The organism is Novosphingobium capsulatum NBRC 12533, from assembly GCF_001598375.1.
In the GTDB taxonomy this organism is placed as follows: Bacteria; Pseudomonadota; Alphaproteobacteria; order Sphingomonadales; family Sphingomonadaceae; genus Novosphingobium; species Novosphingobium capsulatum.
This window is the reverse complement of record NZ_BCYV01000021.1, coordinates 50,691-68,591: the sequence shown is the minus strand read 5'-3', so window position 1 is coordinate 68,591 and position 17,901 is coordinate 50,691. Positions and strand designations below refer to the sequence as shown.

The 17,901-nt window shown below is 65.3% G+C and carries 20 protein-coding genes; 10 read left to right on the top strand and 10 right to left on the bottom strand.

What is annotated here, in order from left to right; genetic code table 11:
- Positions 1-308: 308 nt before the first annotated feature.
- From SCA01S_RS18025 to SCA01S_RS18015, 3 genes are all read left to right on the top strand, one after another.
- Positions 309-572, top strand: a complete 264-nt coding sequence (locus tag SCA01S_RS18025; RefSeq protein ID WP_004212689.1) for a type II toxin-antitoxin system RelB/DinJ family antitoxin — start codon at positions 309-311, stop codon at positions 570-572.
- Between the two features lie 113 nt (positions 573-685).
- A complete protein-coding gene (locus tag SCA01S_RS23075; RefSeq protein WP_439646873.1) occupies positions 686-856 on the top strand; it encodes a type II toxin-antitoxin system YafQ family toxin in 171 nt (56 codons plus the stop codon).
- A 365-nt stretch (positions 857-1,221) separates the two neighbouring features.
- Entirely contained in the window at positions 1,222-1,776 is a 555-nt protein-coding gene (locus SCA01S_RS18015; RefSeq protein WP_245652757.1) for a PepSY-associated TM helix domain-containing protein, read from the top strand.
- A gap of 207 nt (positions 1,777-1,983) precedes the next feature.
- Here the strand turns inward: SCA01S_RS18015 and SCA01S_RS18010 are convergent, their stop codons facing one another.
- On the bottom strand, positions 1,984-2,550 hold the full coding sequence (locus SCA01S_RS18010) for a TetR/AcrR family transcriptional regulator (protein ID WP_062787982.1): 567 nt from the start codon (positions 2,548-2,550) through the stop codon (positions 1,984-1,986).
- Positions 2,551-2,619: 69 nt separating this feature from the next.
- Here SCA01S_RS18010 and SCA01S_RS18005 point away from each other — a divergent pair, with 69 nt between their 5' ends.
- Positions 2,620-3,450: an SDR family oxidoreductase gene (locus SCA01S_RS18005; protein ID WP_062787990.1), complete on the top strand. Its 831-nt coding sequence runs from the start codon at positions 2,620-2,622 to the stop codon at positions 3,448-3,450.
- Positions 3,451-3,899: 449 nt separating this feature from the next.
- Positions 3,900-4,868: a magnesium/cobalt transporter CorA gene (gene corA, locus SCA01S_RS18000; protein ID WP_004212726.1), complete on the top strand. Its 969-nt coding sequence runs from the start codon at positions 3,900-3,902 to the stop codon at positions 4,866-4,868.
- Between the two features lie 61 nt (positions 4,869-4,929).
- Here corA and SCA01S_RS17995 read toward each other — a convergent pair whose 3' ends face one another.
- The 9 genes from SCA01S_RS17995 to SCA01S_RS17955 form a co-directional block, all read right to left on the bottom strand.
- A complete protein-coding gene (locus SCA01S_RS17995) occupies positions 4,930-5,337 on the bottom strand; it encodes a response regulator (RefSeq protein WP_062787980.1) in 408 nt (135 codons plus the stop codon).
- Positions 5,338-5,418: 81 nt separating this feature from the next.
- On the bottom strand, positions 5,419-6,042 hold the full coding sequence (locus SCA01S_RS17990) for a response regulator transcription factor (protein ID WP_062787978.1): 624 nt from the start codon (positions 6,040-6,042) through the stop codon (positions 5,419-5,421).
- Entirely contained in the window at positions 6,032-7,567 is a 1,536-nt protein-coding gene (locus tag SCA01S_RS17985; protein WP_062787977.1) for a PAS domain-containing sensor histidine kinase, read from the bottom strand. The genes SCA01S_RS17990 and SCA01S_RS17985 overlap by 11 nt, the downstream gene beginning before the upstream one ends.
- 59 nt (positions 7,568-7,626) lie before the next feature.
- Positions 7,627-8,100, bottom strand: a complete 474-nt coding sequence (locus SCA01S_RS17980; RefSeq protein WP_062787975.1) for a DUF305 domain-containing protein — start codon at positions 8,098-8,100, stop codon at positions 7,627-7,629.
- 90 nt (positions 8,101-8,190) lie between these two features.
- On the bottom strand, positions 8,191-9,378 hold the full coding sequence (locus tag SCA01S_RS17975) for a copper resistance protein B (RefSeq protein WP_062787973.1): 1,188 nt from the start codon (positions 9,376-9,378) through the stop codon (positions 8,191-8,193).
- Complete coding sequence (locus SCA01S_RS17970) at positions 9,378-11,303, bottom strand: copper resistance system multicopper oxidase (protein WP_062787971.1); 1,926 nt, start codon at positions 11,301-11,303, stop codon at positions 9,378-9,380. Before SCA01S_RS17970 ends, SCA01S_RS17975 begins: the two co-directional genes overlap by 1 nt.
- A gap of 66 nt (positions 11,304-11,369) precedes the next feature.
- On the bottom strand, positions 11,370-11,936 hold the full coding sequence (locus tag SCA01S_RS17965) for an RNA polymerase sigma factor (protein WP_046765847.1): 567 nt from the start codon (positions 11,934-11,936) through the stop codon (positions 11,370-11,372).
- Positions 11,933-12,370, bottom strand: a complete 438-nt coding sequence (locus SCA01S_RS17960) for a periplasmic heavy metal sensor (protein WP_025550099.1) — start codon at positions 12,368-12,370, stop codon at positions 11,933-11,935. Before SCA01S_RS17960 ends, SCA01S_RS17965 begins: the two co-directional genes overlap by 4 nt.
- Positions 12,370-12,642, bottom strand: a complete 273-nt coding sequence (locus tag SCA01S_RS17955; protein ID WP_007406394.1) for a hypothetical protein — start codon at positions 12,640-12,642, stop codon at positions 12,370-12,372. The genes SCA01S_RS17960 and SCA01S_RS17955 overlap by 1 nt, the downstream gene beginning before the upstream one ends.
- Before the next feature lie 132 nt (positions 12,643-12,774).
- Between SCA01S_RS17955 and copC the strand changes: the two genes are divergently transcribed.
- From copC to cueR, 5 genes are all read left to right on the top strand, one after another.
- Positions 12,775-13,152 carry a copper homeostasis periplasmic binding protein CopC gene (gene copC, locus SCA01S_RS17950; protein WP_007406420.1) on the top strand — a complete coding sequence of 126 codons (378 nt, stop codon included), beginning with the start codon at positions 12,775-12,777 and terminating at the stop codon, positions 13,150-13,152.
- 4 nt (positions 13,153-13,156) lie between these two features.
- Positions 13,157-14,101 carry a copper homeostasis membrane protein CopD gene (gene copD, locus SCA01S_RS17945; RefSeq protein WP_062787970.1) on the top strand — a complete coding sequence of 315 codons (945 nt, stop codon included), beginning with the start codon at positions 13,157-13,159 and terminating at the stop codon, positions 14,099-14,101.
- 36 nt (positions 14,102-14,137) lie between these two features.
- Positions 14,138-14,812 carry a class I SAM-dependent methyltransferase gene (locus SCA01S_RS17940; protein ID WP_062787969.1) on the top strand — a complete coding sequence of 225 codons (675 nt, stop codon included), beginning with the start codon at positions 14,138-14,140 and terminating at the stop codon, positions 14,810-14,812.
- 107 nt (positions 14,813-14,919) lie between these two features.
- A complete protein-coding gene (locus tag SCA01S_RS17935) occupies positions 14,920-17,277 on the top strand; it encodes a heavy metal translocating P-type ATPase (protein WP_062787967.1) in 2,358 nt (785 codons plus the stop codon).
- The gene (gene cueR / locus SCA01S_RS17930) at positions 17,274-17,672 is read left to right on the top strand and encodes a Cu(I)-responsive transcriptional regulator (protein ID WP_007406402.1); all 399 of its coding nucleotides are present in this window, start codon (positions 17,274-17,276) and stop codon (positions 17,670-17,672) included. The genes SCA01S_RS17935 and cueR overlap by 4 nt, the downstream gene beginning before the upstream one ends.
- Positions 17,673-17,901: the final 229 nt, after the last annotated feature.

The following is a 17,901-nucleotide window of genomic DNA, read 5'->3' as shown; positions in this document are numbered from 1 at the left end:
ACGTTCACGGACTTCAGGCGAAAACTTGTTCCGGGTCTTGCTCATAACGAAAGCTCCTTCTCACAAATAGGAGCCTCCGCGAAACCCGGGGCGCTTCACCCCAAAATGTGGGAACGATTGTGGGACCGTTTGCCCACCGAAAGTGTGAGAACGGCCCCAACATTCCCGATCAGGGCCCCGAACCGATGGCACTCACAGCATTGAAGGTGAAAAACGCGAAGCCCGGTCGCCATGTCGATAGCCGGGGCTTTGCCTGATTGCACTTTGCGTTCGCTTGCATTACATCGTCATGCAGAAAGGAAATCGACATGGCCGCAAACGCTCTTGTGCAGACCCGGATCGACGGAGCGGTGAAGGAGGAAGCCGCGACCGTGCTGGCTGCTATGGGGCTGACCGTCTCCGATGCCGTGCGCCTGATGCTGACCCGCGTTGCCCGCGACAAGGCCTTGCCGTTTGAACCGCTGGTGCCCAATGCCGAGACGATCGAGGCCATGAAGGAAGCGCGCGAGGGAAAGGGCAAGCGGTTCGCCACGGTGGTCGACCTGATGGCCGACCTCAATGCGGACGATTGAACGCTTCGGGCGGTTCAAGCGCGACTACAAGCGGGAGAAGAAGGGGCAGCACGCCAAGACGCTGGACGCTGACCTGATCCCGATCATCGAGGCGCTGGCATCCGACGAGCCGCTTGAACCGCGCCACCGCGCCACCGCGCCACCGCGACCATGCGCTGACCGGCGACTGGCGCGACCATCGCGATTGCCACATAAAGCCCGACCTCGTGCTGATTTACCGCAAGCCCGATGACGACACCTTGCAGCTTGTGCGCTTGGGATCGCACGCGGAATTGGGTTGGTGACGCCCGCGCATGGCGAGCTTATACGTTTGTCGGGTATGTCAGCCAGAGGCACGATTACGGGTTAGGTGTGATCAGCGAGCATCCGATGCCAACAAGCTTTTGCAGAAGACATCAATCGCAGAGATGCATTCGGCAGGCGCTGCTTGAAACAAAAATGAGGGCCATAAATCACTTTCACCCTCAAATTCTGACAAATTTGCCGTTAGTTCACGACTGGTGAGCGAGAAATGAGCCGATCGCGTTGGGCTTGAAGAGCCGACCGCTCGCTCCACCGTCGTGACCCCTACGTTGATGACCGGCGGATGCTGGCCCGGTAGACGATGCTGCCGAGAGCGACGACGACGCCCATGATGGCAAAAGATTCCATGCTCGCATGGCTCAAAAGCCAGATCGTGAGAAGGAACCTCAACGAGGCCACGCTCAAAAATACGCCGCGCGGTCCGATATGGGTCCTCAAGGCGCGGGGCGGAAGCGAAAGCTGGTGGAACGCCTACACTGGCGAAAATGTCGATGAGATCAGTCTGGCAGACGCTCGGCGCTATGCTCTGATGTCCTACAAAGGATCCGGCAGGCTGCAGGCGGTCGACTATCAGGAAACGGCGCCCGAGGAAGCGCAGGTCGGCGGGCCGCTGTGGCGCGCCAGCTTCGCCGACAAGGAGCATAGTCGCCTCTATCTGGATCCGTTCACCGGAGAGGTGCTCAGTCGCCGTTCGGACCTGTGGGACTTCTATGATTTCTTTTACAAAATCCATATCATGAACCTTGGCGCCTCGCGCAGTTACAACCATCCACTGATCGTTGTCGCTGCATCGGCGACGTTGCTCATCGTGGTCACCGGGATCGTCATTCTGTTTTATCGCCTTGCGAAGGATCTCAAACGACTGCTGACGAAACGTCGCGCATCAAGGCCTGCGACCTGAGGTCATCGCGCTGCGACGGGCTCACTTGCCGATCCACTCCGGTTCGGCTGTGGCCGCGCAATTCTGATCGTCGCTCGGCCCGCCGTGCCCACGGGCAGCGCGAGCAGATGAGCCGCCGTATCTTCGCGGTCGGGTAATGTCGCGGGGTGCGATGGAGCTTGCTGTGTCCTGATCGGCGCGCGGGCGGGCAACGCGCGCCTCGCACGATCACACGCGCAGCAGTCGCCCCACCGCCCGCATGATCGTCGCCCTGCGCGCCGCATGCTCGGTAGCGTCGCGTGCGGCTCCGGTCATGCACCAGAGCTGGGTGAGGGCGGCGACAAGCCGGACGACGTCCATGGGCGTGAAGTCGGCGACGATCCGCCCCTCGGCCTGCGCCGCTGCGATCCCGTCCAGCTTCTCCCCGAGAAGGACCTCGCCGGCCGGGAGCATCAGAACATCCTGGCCACGCTCCAAATGATGCCAGGTCAGCAGCCTCCACAAGCGCGGGCGCTCGACCAGCAAGTCATAGGTGCGCCCCGCATAACCCTCAAGATCATCGGGATCGAAGCGATCGGCCTGCGCCGCGTCCATCACTTCCTGCGTCAGCGCGGCATCGAAGAGCGCCTCCTTGTCCCCGAAATAGGTGTAGAGCATCGGCTTGCTGATACCCGCCGCCTGCGCAATGCGATCGATCCGCGCGCCCGCCAGCCCATGGGACGCGAACTCCTCGGTCGCTGCAGCCAGGAGCCTCTCGCGGCTCTGTGCGGCATTCCGCCTGGTTCGTTCCTTCATCACACCTCCCGGCATTGACGCATTCCACACATGAAGTTACCTACCAGTTGGTAATATATGGAGCAGCATATGTCCAATCACTGGTTTCTCACGGGCGCGTCCAGCGGCATTGGCCGCCATCTGGCCGAACTGATCCTGGCCGCGGGCGACGACCTTACCGCGACGGCTCGCAGGCCCGAAAGCCTCGACGACCTTGCGGCGAAATATCCGAGCCAGCTGCGCGTCGAAGCGTTCGACGTCACGGTCAAGGACGATATTGCTGCGGTCGTGGCCCGGGCGCAGGCGCGTCGACCCGTCGATATTCTGGTCAACAACGCCGGCGGCGGCGTGATCGGCGCCACCGAAGAGATGTCGGACGCCGAGGTCGAAGGCCAGATCGCGCTCAATCTCATGGCGCCCATCCACATCACCCGCGCCTTTGTCCCCGCGATGCGCCTGCGCGGGAGCGGCCGGATCATCCAGATCTCCAGCGCCAGCGGTCAGGGCTCGCTTCCGACGAGCAGTCTCTATCATGCGGCCAAATGGGGCCTGGAGGGCTTCAGCGAATGCCTCCGCCAGGAGCTTGAACCCTTCAACCTGTTCGTGACGCTGATCGAGCCGGGTGGCGCGCGCACCAGCTTCAGCCACAACCTGCAATTCGCCAGCGAGATCGCCGCCTATCGCGATACGCCCGCCGGCGATATCCGCAAGATGTTCGAGACCGCCGGAAACGAGCTCTACACGCTCGACCCGCAAAAGATCGCGCAAGCGATCGTCGATGTCGCAACCAGCGACCATCCGCCGCTGCGCGTGACTCTGGGGGGTGACGCTTTCGGCGTTGTCCAGGCGGCGCTGCAATCGCGGCTCGCCTTTCTGCAGTCCCAGGAAGCGCTCGCGCGCTCGGTCGCTTTCGACAGTTGAGCTTTCCCGTCTTCCAGCTTTCGTCTCCGCGCGGTGCGACGCGCCTCACCGGGGCCCGGCAACCCCTGTCGTCAGCGCCGCTATCCGATACTTAGGTATAGCCATCCGACACGATTGCCGAAGCGCCAAACGGGCAATCGCTTGGTACCATCGCAAGAGAGGAAAACCTTCGCGGTCGCCAATCAAGGGTGCGCGGACCTTCGCAGTCTGCGTGCCCTTGATGTGGCAGCGCGCCGCCCAGCCACGCGCGTCATGAACGGGAGCGGCCTTCTGCGAAACCCAACGCTCCGCCGCATCTTCTATAAGCTCTCGCTCGAATTGCTGCGCGCCGCCTTCGTCTTCCTGCGACTGGGGTTAAAGGGCGAGGCGCGCCTGCTTGTGCACGCGTCTCAATGGGCGAGGCACACGGCTTCCGGTCGCCGCCGCAGGTGGCGGCACCGGAAAGTGCCATGAGCGTCGTCGCCGCCTTTCTTTATCACGAGGGCAAACGGCTGCGGCCGGTGACCCTGATCGATCCGGCGTGCGAGCATATCGCCAAGGATGACTTTGTGTGGATCGGCCTCTCCCAGCCCAGCGAAACAGAACTTGCCGACATCGCCGGAAATTACGGCCTTCACCCGCTTGCCGTGGAAGATGCCGGCAACGGCCACCAGATTTCCAAGCTCGACGTCTACGGTGACCAGTTGTTCATCGTCGCCAGGACGGCACATCTTGAAGGCGATCATATCGCCTACGGCTCCACCGCGATTTTCCTGGGCAAGAATTTCCTCATCACCGTTCGGCAGGGTTCGGCACGCTCGCACAGCGAGCTTCGCGCGCATCTCGAAATCACGCCGGACCTGCTGCGCGAGGGCCCGGACTATGTGCTCCATGCCATTCTGGACTTCATCGTCGATGGCTATTTCCCGATCGTCGAGGCGATCGAGGAGGACGTCCTCAAGATGGAGCAGCGCATGCTTGCAGCCTTTCTCACCCGCGAGGAGGTGACCCGGATTTTCACGCTGCGGCGTGAGCTCGTCCGCTTCCAGCGCGTGCTCGGACCCATGCTCGAGGTCGGTCGCAAGCTGGTGAACCTGCAGCTTCCGCGGCTTGATGAGGCCTCCAAACCCTATTTCCGTGATCTGCTCGATCACATGCTCCGGGTTGAGAGCGCCATCACCGGCATCCGCGACATCCTGATCTCGGTGTTCGAGGCGAGTCACCTGCTCGAACAGCAGCGCCAGGGTGCGATCACGCGTCAGCTCGCCGCCTGGGCCGCGATCCTCGCGGTGCCTACCGCGATTGCCGGGATCTACGGGATGAACTTCGAGAATATGCCCGAACTGAAGACGCAGTGGGGATATTTCGTCATCCTCGGCGTCATCGCTGCGGTCTGCATCGGACTCTACATCCGGTTCAAACGCAACCACTGGCTTTGACGTCGCTGACCGCTGTCCACATCGCGCAGGGCTGAGGCCGCCGGGGGCAGGTTGCCACAGTTCAATGCTTTCGAAGCGTCTCGGCGCGGTGCCGGTCCAACGCATCGAGCAAAGCCCTGCCGATCAACGGCTTTGCGAGAACGTGATCGAAGCCCGCCTCGGCGGCCCGCCAGGCCAGCAGCGTGTCGTGAAAGCCTGAGATCATGATGGCGCGTCCCGACCATCCGATCTCGCGAAGGTGACGCAGCATCGCGAATCCGTCGATGTCGGGCATGCGATAGTCGAGGATGACGCAGTCTGCCTCCTTCGCGCGGGGGTCGGCCAACAGCGCGTGGCCGGTCGTATATCCCCACACGGCATAGCCGCGCGATCTCAGCAGCAGCTGGAGGCCACGCCGCACGCCGGGATCGTCGTCGGAGACGAGGATGGTGTATCTGCCATCATGCTGAGTGGAACGGACCGATGGCATTGCGAGAAGCGGACACCCGTGTGACGATTGCACCATCGATCGCATATCGCGCCTCGTCCCGTCGCTACGTAGAGGTCGCAGTCACTTCGGCTTGCGGCCCATGCCCGCGGCAAAGGCGATCCGCAGGGCTTCGGACAAATTGCGGACCTCGAGCTTGGCCATCAGGCTCGCGCGATGGACCTCGACCGTTCGCGATGAACAGCCCAGGTCATAGGCGATCGTCTTATTGGGCAGGCCGTTGGCCAGCCCTTCGAGCACTTCCCGCTCCCGGGGCGTCAGTGCAGCGACCCGCACCCCTGCTTCGGACGTTTCCAGGGTACGAAGGTCGGCATCGTCGAGACGCGCGAACGCGCGGCTGACGGCGCCGAGCAGGGCGGCTTTCTCGAAGGGTTTCTCGAGAAAGTCGACCGCGCCGCCTTTCATGGCCTGCACCGCAACCGACACGTCGCCATGGCCGGTCAGGACGATGACCGGCATGTTGACCCCGCGTGCTGCCATGGCGGCCTGAACCTCGAGACCGTCCATCTCGGGCATGCGCACGTCGAGGATGACGCAGCCGACGGCCGCCGACTTCGCCTCCTTGAGAAACTCCACGCCCGAGGCATAGGTCACGACGTCGTAGCCCGCGGTCTTGAGCGCAAAGCTCGCCGCCTTGCGGATGCTCTCCTCGTCGTCGACCAGATGGATGACGCGTCTATCCCCCATGTTCCTCCTCCGCCCGCGCATGGATCAAGGTAAAATGAAAGCGCGCGCCGCCGCGGTCGGGGCGCTCCATCCAGATACGGCCCCCATGCGCTTCGATGATGGTCCGGCAGATCGAAAGGCCGAGGCCCATGCCGTCGGCCTTTGTCGAGTTGAACGCCGTGAAGAGCTGCTCGCGGACCTCGTCGGCGATGCCGGGGCCGGTATCCTCCACGGTCACCTCGATCAGCCCGTCAGGGCGCAACCTGGTCGCCACCTTGAGGTCGCGAACCGGACACTCCGCCATCGCCTCGATGGCATTGCGCATCAGGTTGACCAGCACCTGCTGGATCTGCACCCTGTCGACGAGGACCAGCGTCGCGGCGGGATCGACCGCAAAGAAGCTGCGGATGCCGCGCTCGCGTGCGCCGACCAGCGCGAGCTGGCTCGCCTCGGCGATGACCTGCGGCAGCTCGTGGAGGCTCTTGTCGACCTCGCCGCGGGCGACGAAATCGCGAAGGCGCCGGACGATATGGCCGGCCCGCAGCGTTTCCTGGGCGGCATCATCCATCACCGACCGCAGCGACACGAAGGGTTCGTCGTCCCGCTCGTCGAGCATGTCGCGGATCGTCTCGAGATAGAGCGCGACCGCGGCAAGCGGCTGGTTGAGTTCGTGGGCAAGAGTCGAAGCCATCGTGCCCATCGCGCTCAGCCGGGAGACATGGACCAGCTCTGCCTGCAGTTCCTTGAGCCTGAGCTCATCCTGCTCCTTGGCGGTGAGATCCCGGATGAAGCCCGTGAACAACCGCTGCCCGTCTTCACCGGCCTCGCCGACCGACAGCTGCATCGGGAAGGTCGAGCCGTCGCGGCGCTGGCCGACCACGACGCGGCCGAGGCCGATGATCCGGCGCTCGCCGGTCTGGAGATAATGCGCGAGATATTCGTCATGCCGGTCGCGATCGGGCTGGGGCATAAGGCAGGAGACGTTGCGGCCGACGAGCTCGGCTTCGCTGTAGCCGAAAAGGCGTTGTGCCGCTGCGCTGAAGGATGTGATGGCGCCGGTCTCGTCGATGATGATCATCGCATCCGGCACCGTCGCCAGGATCGACTGGAGATGCTGCTCGCGGGTCTCGATCGACGCCCGGACCGCCGCCTCGTCGGTGACATCGCGACTGATGCAGGCAAAGCCTCGATGTGCGTCGCCTTCGAACAGGGCGCTGATCGTCAGGCGCGCGAGATACTCCGCTCCATTCTCGCAGACCCGCCACGCTTCGCGCTCCAGCGTGCCCTCGTGAAGGGCGGCCGCCAGGTCTGCGCCTGGACGCCCCGCCGCAATCTCGTCGGGCGGGTAGAACAGGTCGTGGGGCTGTCCCAGGACGCGATCGAGCGGCCAGCATTCGGCACGCTCGCCTTCTTCATTATAGCTCAGCACCATCCCGGAAGGATCGAGCAGCGTCAGGACGTGGCCGCCAGCCTGTCGCAGGAACAACGGCGCAAGCCGCACCACCTCCCTGGCAATCTCGTCCGGCCCGCGCCTCGTGTCGACCATCGTCCCGGCTCACATGCCTGGCCGGGCGCACGTATCCGGGCGTAGCCGGACCGTGCCACTCAGCGCCGCGCGAGTATGGCCTTCATCTCGTCGATTTCCTGCCGCTGCGAGCGCTTGATCGCTTCGCAAAGCCGGATGACTTCCGGATCGCTGAGCTTTGCTTCCTGGCACATCAGGATCGCCCCGGAATGATGCGGGATCATCGAGCGCAGAAAGGCCGTGTCGCCGATCGTGGTCTGCGTGCGGATGAACGCGAAGCTGCCCAAGAAGGCGACCAGCGACGCGGCGATCAGCGCGATGTTGGCGGCCTTCGACACGAACATGTGTCGCATGGCGAGGATCATCAGCACCACCATCGGTGCGACCATCATCAGCGTCATGTAGAGCATGTTGAGGTTGTTGTAGAAGCTGTCGAGCCCGTCGATCATGACGAACATCACCAGATACATGATGACGCCGCTGATGACGGTCTGAACGGCAAGGCTCCAATAGGCACCCATCTTCCGGGTGTTCATGTGGGACGAATGGTCCATGGCGTATCTCCTTCGTTCGGCGCCGGCCGACCTGGGTATGAGTGTAACGCCCCGCTCTCTTGTTCGCCCCCGCCATCAGCTGTCCCGATCCTAGAACCAGAAGCGGATGCCGGCGACGAAGCTGGTGGCGTGGACGTCCTCGCCCGCAAGCCTCGACAGCCGCGCCGTGTCTCCGGCTTTGCGCAGATAGGAAACGCCGATGTAAGGTGCGAACTGGCGGCTGAACTCATAGCGCAGGCGCGCGCCGAGCTCTATGTTGACCAGCCCCGAACCGATGTCGTTCTCCGGAATATCCTGCGCGGCGAAATTGACCTCGGCGCGCGGCTGCAAGATCAGGCGCTGGGTAATGCGCTGGTCGTAATAGCCCTCGACCCGGCCCAGAACATCGCCCTTGGTCGAGAGGAACAGCGCGCCTTCGACTTCGAACATGCCGGGAGCCAGGCCCTCGACGCCGACCGTCGCGTAAGTGCGGTCGGGCCCGCGGCCGAAGTCCTGGCGGATACCGCCCTGAAGATTGAAATAGGGGTCGATGGCCCGGCTATAGAGCACCTGCACCTCCGCGCTGTCGATGCCGCGGCCGAACTCGCCTTCGCCCTCGCTCTTGAGCCAGAGCCGGTTGATATCGCCGCCGTAAAAGCCTTCGCCATCCCAGCGATAGCCATCGCGACCGCTATGCGCTTGATACTCGAACAGGTTGAGCAGCACCTGCCCGAAATTGTTGCCGCCGCTGTCCTTCATCATGATGTCGCGTGAGCGCGCCATCTCGGCGCCGGGAAAATCACGATCGGCGAAGTGGTCGCTGGGGGGAGGCGGCGGGGGCGCATTGCCGGCCGGAAGCGCCGTGCCGGTCATTTGCATGCCGGGCATGGCGGAGGTTCCGGGCATGGCGGTCTGGCCATGCTGCGAATGGTCCATCCCGGGCATGTCCGGCATCGCGCCGTCCTGATGCCGGGAGTGGTCCATGCCCGGCATCTCCGCCATCGCGGGAGCAGCGGGTTGCGGTTGACCGGCGGCATCTGCCTGTGGCGCAGGACTGGCCTGGTCCTGCGAATGGTCCATTGCCGGCATGGTGCCCGGCGCTGGTTTCTGAGCGCGCGGCCTGGTAGCGGGCTTGGGGCGCGGCGCGGCGGCCTTGTCCTTCTTTTTCTCCTGCGCCGGCGGCACCTCGCCCGGCGGCGCCATGCCGGGCATGCCGTGCATTGAATGATCCTGGGCAAAGGCGGGCGCGGCAGCGAAAAGGGCGATCGCGCTCACCAGCGGCGTGAGGATGCGGGTCATTACGCGTCTCCCTTCGGACGGACGCTCACGACCCGCATCATCCCTGCATGCATGTGGTAGAGGAGATGACAGTGGAAGGCCCAGTCGCCGACCGCGTCGGCGGTGAAGTCCCAGGTCACCTTGCCGCCGGGCTGGACGATTACCGTATGCTTGCGTGGCGCATGATCGCCATGCCCCGTCACCAGCTCGAAAAAATGCCCGTGAATATGGATCGGATGCCCCATCATCGTGTCGTTGATGAGATTGACGCGCACCCGCTCGCCTTCGATGAAGGGGATCGGCTCGTGATGGTCCGACATTTTTTCGCCGTCGAACGACCACATGAACCGCTCCATGTTGCCGGTGAGGTGAATGTCGATGCTGCGGCTCGGCGCGCGCACGTCCGGATTGCGATCGAGCGCCATCAGGTCCCTGTAGACAAGCACCTTGTGGCCGACGTCGGCGAGGCCCTGGCCGGGCTCGCCGGTGCGGTCTACGGGCATCGGCGAGATGGTCTGGACGCTCGGGTCGCGCTTCACCTGCGGCGCGTTCGAGAAGTCGCGCATCTTCATCGAGCCCATCGCGTGCCCGCCATGATCCATGCCCGCCATCTGGCCATCGGCGCCCATCGCGCCGTGGTCCATGCCGGCCATCGATCCATGATCCATCCCCGAATAATCCATGCCTGCCATGGCGCTATTGTCCATGGTCGCCATCGCTGCCGCCGCGCCGGTCGCGAGGCGCGCGGACGCGTTCTTCTCGGCCGTCGGATCGACGCCCCGCATAGCGCCGCCCGACATGTCCATGCCTTCCATGCCCGGCATCGAGGACATGTCCATGCCCATGTCCTTCATGTCGGCGAGCGGCCGTTTGCGTAAGGGGGGAACCTCGCCGGCCATGCCGGCCCTCGGCGCGAGCGTGGCACGCGCCATGCCCGAGCGGTCGATCGCCTCGCCGACAAGGGTGTAGGCCTTGTCATCGCCTGGGCTGACAACGACGTCGTAGGTCTCGGCAACACCAATCTGGAACTCGTCGACGGTGACCGGCACCACATTCTGCCCGTCGGCCTGGACGATGGTCAGCGGCAGGCCGGGGATGCGGACGTTGAAGGTGGTCATCGCCGACGCATTGATGACCCGCAGCCGCACCCGTTCGCCCGGGGTGAAGAGCGCGGTCCAGTTGTCCATCGGACCATGGCCGTTGACGAGATAGGTGTAGGTGGATCCGGTCACATCGGAGATGTCGGCCGGGTCCATCCGCATCTGGCCCCAGTCGAGCCGGTCCTTGAGCGGCTGATCCTTGCCCGACAGGAGCCCGGCCAGGGTCTGGCGCTGGAAATTGAAATGGCCGGGGTTGACCTTGAGGCGCCGGAAGATCGCCTGCGGCGAGAGCGCGCTGTGATCGGCGAGCACGATGACATGCTCGCGGTCATAGGCGACCGGATCGGCACCGGCGGGATCGATGATGATCGGGCCGTAATGGCCTTCCTGTTCCTGCAGGCCTGAATGGCTGTGGTACCAGTAGGTGCCGCTTTGCACGACGGAGAACTGGTAGAGGTAGTTCGAGCCCGGCTTGATGCCCGGAAAAGACACGCCCGGCACACCGTCCATATTGGCCGGCAGGATCAGCCCGTGCCAGTGGATCGAGCTGTCCTCCTCCAGCTGATTGATGACGTTGAGCCGCACGCGCTGGCCCTCGCGCAGCCGGATCAGCGGGGCGGGGACCGTGCCGTTGAGGCCGATTGCCCGGAACTTGCGCCCGTCGATGGTCATCGACTGCCGGGCGATGGTGAGCGTGATGTCTTCGCCCGACACGGCCGGCAGCGTCGGTCGCATCCCCGGCGAGATCGTCTGCGCCCAGGCCGGCAGCCAGGCTGACAAGGCGGCGCCGCCGCCGGCGAGGGCCGCGCCGCGGAGGAACTGGCGGCGGTCGAGAGCAGAAATCATTCGGTTGTCTCAGCTTTAAGAAAGAGGGCGGACCTATTGGAAATACGCAGCGTGGCCTCATCCCCCTCAAACTTTCTTCAACATTTCCGCGAGGCGTGCGCGGGCGCGGTAGAGGCGGGTCTCGACTGCCTTCTGGCTGATGCCGAGAATCTCGGCGGTTTCGGCTTCCGATTTCTCATCGATCGTCCGCAAGACGAGCGTGTCCTTGAGCGATGCGGGCAGGGCGGCGATCGCTTTCATGGCCTCTGCCAGCTGCTGCTCGGCGCCGATCGCCTGGTCGGGTAGTGGCGCCTCGTCGACGACATGTTCGGCTTCCCCCAGCGCCAGCGCGTGGGAGAAGAAGTTGCGGACCGCGCGGCGGCGGCGCCAGTCATGGCATTTGTTGATGACGATCCGCGACATCCAGACCGGAAAAGGTCGCGCAGCGTCATAGCGGTTGAGTGCGGCGAAGGCGGCGACGAAGCTCGCCTGGGTCACGTCGAGCGCTTCGTCGCGGTTCCCGACATGGCTGCGCACGAGGCGGTGCACCCAGCCCTGATGCCGGCGGACCAGCTCGCCATAGGCCGCTTGCCGGCCTCCAAGCGCCAGAGCCGCGAGCTCCCCGTCCGAGCAGTCGGGGAGGCACGCGGTCATTTGGACTTGGCCGTCAGCGCTTTCACCACGGCGTCGTCGAACTTGTCCGTCTGATCCGGGCGCAGCACGGCCCGCATCGCGAAGATATGCTCGAGTGTTTCCTTCTGCAGCGCGCCCATCGCCTGGTGCGAGCGATCCACCGCCCCTGCAACCCGAGGACCATAGCCATGCTCCGCCTCGATCGCCTCGGCGAGCCGCGCGTTATCGGCGCGCAGTTCGGCCTCCAGTGCCTGACGCCGGATCGCATAGTTCTTCTCGATCGTCTCGAGACGGCTATGTTGCGCGGTGTCCAGCTTCAGATCGCGATGGAGCAGGTCGTGCAACTCATTTTCGACCGGGCGCACCGGAACCACATAGACGCGGCCGATGACCACACCGGCGATCGCCGCGGCAAAGGTCAGCAGGACGAGGAGCAGGAGCCGGCGGTCGCGCATCATTGTGAACTCAGCAGCGTCGAAGGAGCGAGCGCGAGCCGCGCGTCAAAGGGCGATATCGGCCCGGCTTCGGTCGACCGCACAGGCACGGCCGAGCCGGCAATTCCCAGGAACAAGGCTGCTGCCGCGGCGATACCGAATGTCGTGGCGCTCAGGCGGGGCATGGCCTGGAGCCGGGCGATCTCGGCCATGACGCGGCTGTCCAGCCCGGCAAGCCGGGGATCGAGGGGGGCTTCCCGCAACCGGCTGAGCATGTCGTCGAGGTGGTCCATGATGTTTCTCCGTCTTCACTTCTCAATACGCAGGATGGTCCGGCAACCCTTGTCCGGGAACAAAAACAAAATTGCGAGGGGTGCAGGTCGCGGCTGCGTATTCTCTCATGTCACTGACAGGAGAATGTCCAAATGCGCTTCTTTTCGCCGCTCGCAGCCATCGCCGCCGTCGGCCTGAGTGTTTCTGCTCCGGCCTACGCCCATCCCAAGCTCGTGTCCTCGACGCCCGCCGCCAACGCCAGCGTCCCGGCGCCGTCGCGTATCACGCTCACCTTCAGTGAAGGTCTGATGCCGAAGCTGTCGGGCGCCGAGATCGTGATGACCGGCATGCCCGGCATGCCCAACCACCGCATGGCGGTAACCGGCTTCAAGACGTCCGTCGAAGGCGACAAGACGCTCGTGCTGACGCTCGCCAAGCCGCTCATGGCGGGCAGCTATCAGGTCGCCTGGCACGTCGTCTCGACCGACACGCACCGCATCCAGGGCAATCTCGCCTTTACCGTCAAGTGACGCCATGAACGACGTGGCACTCGTCGCCGTCCGCTGGGCGCTCTACGTCGATCTCGGCCTGCTGTTCGGCCTGCCGCTGTTCGCGCTCTATGCGCCCGGCGGCGGCCGGATGGTGCAGCGGCATCTGCCGATGGCGGCAATGGTGGCCGGTCTCGCCTGTCTCGCCCTCCTGCTGTCGGCGCTGGGGTTCGCGTTGCAGGCTGCGGCGATGACCGGGCTGCCACTCGCCCAGCCTGATCTTTCCATGGTCGCAGAGCTGTTCAACGGCACTTCCATGGGAACGGCGCTGAAGGCGCGCCTCGTCGCGCTCCTCGTTCTTCTGCTCTGCATCCCCTTGTATCGCCGGCAATCCCGTCCTGCCTTCATCGCCTCCACTCTGGCGGGCGCGGTCGCGCTCGCGACCCTCGCCTGGAGCGGGCATGGCGCGGCCGGCGAAGGCGAGGCGGGCTGGCTGCAACTGCTGGCCGATCTCATCCATCTGCTCGCCGCCGGCGCCTGGGTCGGCGCGCTTGCCGCCTTCCTCGCGCTGGTACTTCCCAGGCTCGCAACCGATGATCTCGCCGCTCAAGACATGGACCGGATCACGCTCGCCGAGGAAGCCCTGCGGGGCTTCTCCCTCGTCGGCACGATCATCGTCGCCCTGCTGATCCTGACCGGGACGGTGAACGGCTGGTTCCTGGTCGGCCCGGGCAACGTCGCCTCGCTCGGGCAGTCGACCTACGGCCTGCTGCTCATCGCCAAGCTGCTGCTGTTCGCCGGCATGCTGGGCCTGGCCGCGCTCAACCGTTATCGCCTGACCCCGGCACTGGCGCAGGCGATCGAGGAAGAGGACGCGCCACGGGCGCAGGCGCTGCTGCGCGCGAGCCTCGTCGTCGAAGGCGGTCTTGCGATCGTCATTCTCGGGCTCGTCGCCTGGCTGGGGACACTATCGCCGCCCATGTCGATGTAGCTTATCGTTTCGGACGCCTCGCGTTGGGAGAAGCCAATGCAATCCTACACCCCGCCGCTCGGGACCGGATCGACGAAAGACTATGATCGCGCGATCCGCCTGTGGACGCGGGAGAAGCGGTGGCGTGCCGCCATGCTCGCCGCCCTGGCGCCCAAAGCCGGTGAGACGGTCGTCGACGTCGGCTGTGGCACCGGCAGCTTCGCGCTGATGCTCAAGCAAGCCGAGCCCAGGACGCAGGTGATCGGTCTCGATCCCGATGCCGAGGCGCTCGACATCGCGCGGCACAAGGCCGCTGCGCGGCAGGCCGATATCGACTGGCGTCAGGGATTTGCCAGGGACGTGGCCCCAGGCACCGCCGACGCTGTCGTGTCGAGTCTCGTGCTGCATCAGATGCCGGTCAGGGAGAAGGCGGCAACCCTGCGCGCCATGTTCGCCATGCTGCGCCCGGGTGGCCGCCTGGTGATCGCCGATTATGGCCGCCAGCACGGTCTCATGCGGCTCGCCTTCCGCCTGACCGTGCAGGGGCTCGATGGCATCGATGATACCCGGCCCAATGCCGACGGCGTGCTCCCCGGCCTGATCGCGGCGGCCGGCTTCAGGCATGTGGCCGAGACGTTTCGGCTTTTGACCATCACCGGCGCGATCGACCTGTTTACGGCGCATCGACCGGCGCAGGACCACGGCCTTACGGTTGCCAATGACCTTGGCTGATGGCGGCCAGGCGAACGGGCCCGCCGATTTGTCCGCTTAGGCGATTACGTATTGACCCTGACACGGTGTCAGACCCTAGATCGTCAGGCGTCGAAAGGAGCAAGGCGATGAACGAGACACATGGAGCGGCGCATGGCGGCGGTTGCTGCGGCGGCCACAGCGCCGCGAAAGCGGCGACCGGCGTCAAGGACCCGGTCTGCGGCATGACCGTCGACCCGGCGACCACGGCGCATCAAGCCGAGCATGGCGGTGAACGCTATCATTTCTGTAGCGCGGGCTGCCGGACCAAATTCATCGCCGATCCCGAGCGCTATCTCGGCCCGCCAGCGCCGCCGGTCGCGGCGCCCGAAGGCACGATCTGGACCTGCCCGATGCATCCAGAGATCCGGCAGGACCATCCCGGATCCTGTCCGATCTGCGGCATGGCGCTCGAGCCCGCGACCGTGACTGCCGACAGCGGCCCCAGCCATGAGCTGGTCGATTTCACACGGCGCTTCCGGGTCGGCCTGATGCTGGCCCTCCCGGTGCTGATCCTCGAGATGGGCGCGCATCTCTTCCCCGCGATCCATCGCCTCGTGCCGATGTCGATCTCGGTATGGATCCAGTTCGTGCTGGCGACACCCGTCGTGCTCTGGGCGGGCTGGCCCTTCTTCGAGCGTGGCTGGGCCTCGCTCAAGACCCGCAACCTCAACATGTTCACCCTGATCGCGATGGGGACCGGGGTCGCCTGGATCTACAGCGTCGTCGCGACGCTCGCGCCCCAGCTGTTCCCGCCCGCCTTCCGCGGAGAGGACGGCATGGTTGCCGTCTATTTCGAGGCGGCCGCGGTGATCACTGTCCTCGTGCTGCTCGGCCAGATGCTCGAACTGCGCGCGCGCGAGCGGACCTCGGGCGCGATCAAGGCGCTGCTCAACCTTGCGCCAAAGACCGCGCGCCGGATCGGTTCCGATGGCAGTGAAGAGGAAATCAGCCTCGATCTCGTTGCGGTCGGCGACCGCCTGCGTGTGCGTCCCGGCGAGAAGGTGCCGGTCGATGGCGTGGTCGAGGACGGCCGTTCCTCGCTCGACGAGTCGATGGTCACCGGTGAGTCCATGCCCGTCACCAAGGCCAAGGCCGACACGGTGATCGGCGGCACGCTCAACCAGACCGGCGCGCTCGTTATCGTCGCCGACAAGGTTGGCCGGGACACCATGCTCGCGCGCATCGTCCAGATGGTCGCCGAGGCGCAGCGCTCGCGCGCGCCGATCCAGCGCATGGCCGATCAGGTGTCGGGCTGGTTCGTGCCCGTGGTCATCGCGGTCGCGGTGGTCGCGTTCATCGCCTGGGGCATCTGGGGCCCCGAGCCGCGCCTCGCCTACGGGCTGGTTGCGGCGGTCGCCGTGCTGATCATCGCCTGTCCCTGCGCACTGGGTCTCGCCACGCCGATGTCGATCATGGTCGGGGTTGGCCGCGGCGCCGGGCTCGGCGTCCTCATCAAGAATGCCGAAGCGCTCGAGCATATGGAAAAAGTCGACACGCTCGTCGTCGACAAGACCGGCACGCTGACCGAAGGCCGGCCTGCCGTCACCCAGATCGTGCCGGCGCCCGGCTTCGACGAAGCCGAACTGCTGCGGCTTGCCGCCTCGGTCGAGCGGGCCTCCGAGCATCCGCTCGCGCTGGCGATCGTCGAGGCCGCCAAGGATCGCGGCATCCCCACGAGCGACGTCACCGACTTCGATTCCCCCACCGGACGCGGCGCGCTCGGCACCGTCGACGGCCGCCGGATCGTGCTCGGTAATGCGCGGTTCCTCTCGGAAGAGGGCATAGCAACCGACGCGCTGGCGGAGCAGGCCGACGCCCTGCGCCGGGATGGCGCCACCGCGATCTTCATCGGCGTCGACGGCACCGTCGGCGGCGCCTTTGCAATCGCCGATCCCGTGAAGCAGACGACGCCGGAGGCCCTGGCCGCACTCAAGGCCGAAGGCATTCGCGTGGTGATGTTGACCGGCGACAACCGCACCACAGCAGAGGCGGTGGCAAGGCGGCTCGGCATTGACGATGTCGAAGCCGAGGTACTGCCCGACCAGAAGAGTGCCGTCGTCGCGCGGTTGAAGAGCGAGGGGCGCGTGGTGGCGATGGCCGGCGACGGGGTCAACGACGCCCCCGCACTGGCTGCCGCCGATGTCGGTATTGCCATGGGCTCGGGCACCGACGTCGCGATCGAGAGCGCGGGCGTGACGCTGCTCAAGGGCGATCTCATGGGCATCGTGCGGGCACGGCGGCTGAGCCAGGCGACCATGTCCAACATCCGCCAGAACCTGGTCTTCGCCTTCATCTACAATGTCGCCGGGGTGCCGGTGGCGGCGGGCGCGCTCTATCCGCTGTTCGGCATCCTGCTCTCGCCGATCATCGCGGCCGCCGCCATGGCGCTCTCCTCGGTCAGCGTGGTCACCAACGCGCTGCGCCTCAACCGGAAAGCGCTGTGAACATCGGGGAGGCGTCGAAGCAAAGCGGGGTCTCGGAGCGGATGATCCGCCATTATGAGAAGATCGGCCTCATCCCGGCGCCGCCGCGCCGGGGAGCGGGTTATCGCGACTATGGCGAGAGTGACCTCCATCGCCTGCGGTTCATCGCCAATGCCCGCGATCTCGGTTTTCCGATCGAGGAGATCCGGACCCTGCTCGGCCTGTGGGCCGACACGGGCCGCAGCAGCGCCGATGTAAAGCGGGTCGCGTTGGCGCGGGCGGAGGAATTGCAGCGCAAGGCCGAAGCGCTGACGACCCTGCGCGAGACCCTCGTCGATCTCGCCGAGCGCTGTCATGGCGACGAGCGGCCAGATTGTCCCATCATCGCCGAACTGAGTCTCGACAGAAAATGTTAGCGCCGGCCGCCTCTCGGACCAGACCCGCTCTGGCGGCCGGGGTGCTGATCGCACTTGGCATTCTCACGACGGGCCTCGCGATATATTTCCTCGCAGTCCGCCCGCCACTGCTGGCGGAGGATCTTCGCCATATCGGCGGCAACCCGCAGACCCTTTCGCCGGTATTGCGGGACTGGTTCGGCGGGATAGCTGGCTCGCCCGTGCGACCGCACTGAGCCTCCTGATCGTA